A 2911-nucleotide genomic window follows, 5' to 3' on the forward strand; every position below is an offset into this window, starting at 1 on the left:
GGCGATTGGCGTATTTTTTGACGATGACAGGCTGTGCGGATTGTTCGGCCGTTTCATTCATCTGCATCATTCCCCACCTTGCAGCTTCATTATGGACGCAAGAATTCATAGTTATCGTGTGTCGGGGAGGCTAGCACGGCAGTCCGGTTCTGGCGAATTATGTTTCCCCGGCGTAGGAACAAGGCCGGGAGAAGGTTATCGGGGAGCCTATGCGGCATGAAAGATACTTTGGCCAGCGATCTTGTGGCCATGTGGCAAAGCGAGCTGACGGCCATGGCCGCGGACCGCGAGGTTCGGGAAGGCTGGGCGACGTTGCTGGCCCTATGGGCGCAGTCGGCCAGCACCGCCGCTTCGCTGCTGGCGCATGATTCCGCGCGCGGAAGCCCCGGCGCCCCTCAGCCGGCGCGGGCCGCGCCCGCTGCTGCTGCACCTCAGCCTGGCCTGGCTGAGGTCGAGCAGCTTAACCGCCGCGTCGCTGAACTGGAGCAGCGTCTGGCCGAACTCCTTGCCCGAGACGGTGGCCGAGCCACCGCTCCATGACGCGCTGGCGCAAACGCTGGCCGCCGACCGGGCGCTGATCGCGGGCATCGCCGCCTACCGCGCGGCGCCTTATACGCGGCAGATGGTCGATCCGCCCTGCCTGTGGGAGGAGGGCGAAACCAGGCTGCTCGATTATGGCGGCGAAGGGCCTTCCGTCCTGTTCGTGCCCAGCCTGATCAACCGCGCCTATATTCTCGATTTGATGGAAGACGCTTCGATGCTGCGCTGGATGAGCGCGCATGGGGTGCATCCCTACCTGCTGGATTGGGGCTGGCCGGGCGAGGCCGAGCGGACCTTCTCGCTCACCGACTATATTGCCGGGCGGTTGGAGCGGGCGATCGCCGCGCTGCCGGGGAAGATCGTGCTCGCCGGCTATTGCATGGGCGGGCTTCTGGCGCTGGCGGCGGCCCTGCGCCTGCCGGAAAAAATCAGCGCTTTGGCGTTGCTGGCCACCCCGTGGGATTTCCACGCCGACGATCCGGCGGCGGCCAAGCGTTTAAGCGACATGCTGCCGGCGCTGGAGCCGATGATCGGTTTTTCCAGCAGCCTGCCGATCGACGCGCTGAATGCGCTGTTCGCGATGGTCGACCCGTATGGGGTGGGCGACAAATATCGTGACTTCGCCGCCCAGGACAAAAATTCGGCGCGGGCGCGGCGTTTCGTTGCCATGGAGGATTGGCTGGCCGATGGCGTGCCGCTGGCGGCCCCGGTGGCGCGCGAGGCGCTGGCCGGCTGGTACGGCGCCAACAGCACGGCCCGGCTGCAATGGCGTGTCGCCGGCCTGCCCGTCGACCCCGCCCGGCTCACGGTTCCGGCCTTTTGCGCCACGCCGGCGCGCGACCGTCTGGTGCCGGCGGTGTCCGCGCAGAAGCTGGCCGCGTCTTTGCCACGGGTTCGCGTCATCGAGCCCAAGGCTGGGCATATCGGCATGGTCGCCGGCACCCACGCCAAATCGTCATTATGGGAACCATTTACGGATTGGCTGTGCCAGCTATGATGCCGGCAAATAGAACAGACCAATAGAGGGAACACCGCCATGGACGACATCGTCATCGCCTCCGCCGCGCGTACCGCCGTTGGTAGTTTTAACGGCGTCTTCGGCGCCACCCCGGCCCATGTGCTCGGCACTGTGGCGCTGAAAGCCGCGATCGAGCGCGCCAAGCTCTCGCCCGAGGACATCGACGAGACGATCCTCGGCCAGGTGCTGACCGCCGCCCAGGGGCAAAATCCCGCCCGCCAGGCGGCCCGGGCCGCCGGCATCCCGGACTCCAAGACGGCCTTCGGCATTAATCAGGTGTGCGGCTCCGGCCTGCGCGCGGTCGCCCTGGCGGCGCAGCAGATCATCAGCGGCGAGTCCGACATCGTGATCGCCGGCGGGCAGGAGAGCATGAGCCAATCCACCCATGCCGCCTATCTGCGCGCCGGCGCCAAGATGGGGAATGTCGATTTCATCGATACCATGATCAAGGATGGGCTGTGGGACGCGTTCAACGGCTATCATATGGGCATCACCGCCGAGAACGTGGCCAAGGCCTGGCAGATCACCCGCGCCGACCAGGACGCCCTGGCCCTGGCCTCGCAGCAAAAGGCCGCCGCCGCGCAGAAAGCCGGGAAGTTCAAGGACGAGATCATGCCGGTGACGCTGACCACCCGCAAAGGAGATGTGGTGGTGAGCGAGGATGAATATATCCGCCACGACGCCTCCGCCGAGACCATGGCGAAACTGCGCCCGGCCTTCACCAAGGAAGGCACCGTTACCGCCGGCAATGCCTCGGGCATCAATGACGGCGCGGCGGCTCTGGTGGTGATGAGCGCCAAGGAAGCCGCCAAGCGCGGCCTGACGCCGCTGGCGCGCATCGCCAGTTTCGCCACCGCCGGCGTGGACCCGTCGGTGATGGGATCGGGGCCGATCCCGGCTTCGCGCAAGGCGCTGCAGCGCGCCGGCTGGTCGATTTCCGATCTCGATCTGATCGAGGCCAACGAGGCGTTCGCCGCCCAGGCCTGCGCGGTGAACAAGGAGCTCGGCCTGGACCCGACCAAGGTGAACGTGAATGGCGGGGCAATCGCCATCGGCCATCCGATCGGCGCGTCCGGCGCGCGCATTCTCACCACCCTGCTGTACGAGATGGGCCGCCGCGACGCGAAAAAGGGGCTCGCCACGCTGTGCATCGGCGGCGGCATGGGCGTGGCCATGTGCGTGGAGCGCTGACGCAATCGGGCTGAGCCCTGCGAGGCGGCGATGGGGGCGGCGTGATGACATCAGGCGCTGAGGGCGCCGCCGACATCCTGGAAGGCGGCTGTTTCTGCGGGGGCGTGCGCTACGCGGTCGCGGATGCGTTCACCTATGCATTGAACTGCCATTGCGGGGACT

The 2911-nt window shown here is 66.6% G+C and carries 3 protein-coding genes; all 3 read left to right on the forward strand.

The window, feature by feature from the left end; all coding sequences use genetic code 11:
* The first annotated feature begins 216 nt into the window (after positions 1 to 216).
* From VNC39_RS05745 to VNC39_RS05755, 3 genes are read left to right on the forward strand one after another with little or no spacing between them, the layout of a single operon-like run.
* Positions 217 to 540: a hypothetical protein gene (locus VNC39_RS05745; protein ID WP_325397080.1), complete on the forward strand. Its 324-nt coding sequence runs from the start codon at positions 217 to 219 to the stop codon at positions 538 to 540.
* Entirely contained in the window at positions 506 to 1537 is a 1032-nt protein-coding gene (locus VNC39_RS05750) for an alpha/beta fold hydrolase (RefSeq protein WP_325397082.1), read from the forward strand. Before VNC39_RS05745 ends, VNC39_RS05750 begins: the two co-directional genes overlap by 35 nt.
* A gap of 39 nt (positions 1538 to 1576) precedes the next feature.
* Positions 1577 to 2749, forward strand: a complete 1173-nt coding sequence (locus VNC39_RS05755; RefSeq protein WP_325397084.1) for an acetyl-CoA C-acetyltransferase — start codon at positions 1577 to 1579, stop codon at positions 2747 to 2749.
* Positions 2750 to 2911 lie beyond the last annotated feature (162 nt).

This window comes from Acidocella sp., assembly GCF_035535915.1.
In the GTDB taxonomy this organism is placed as follows: domain Bacteria; phylum Pseudomonadota; class Alphaproteobacteria; order Acetobacterales; family Acetobacteraceae; genus Acidocella.

Excerpts from the sequence above, each read along its gene's own strand:
- VNC39_RS05755 (WP_325397084.1), top strand. The coding sequence starts at position 1,577 with ATGGACGACATCGTCATCGCCTCCGCCGCGCGTACCGCCGTTGGTAGT.
- VNC39_RS05745 (WP_325397080.1), top strand. The coding sequence starts at position 217 with ATGAAAGATACTTTGGCCAGCGATCTTGTGGCCATGTGGCAAAGCGAG.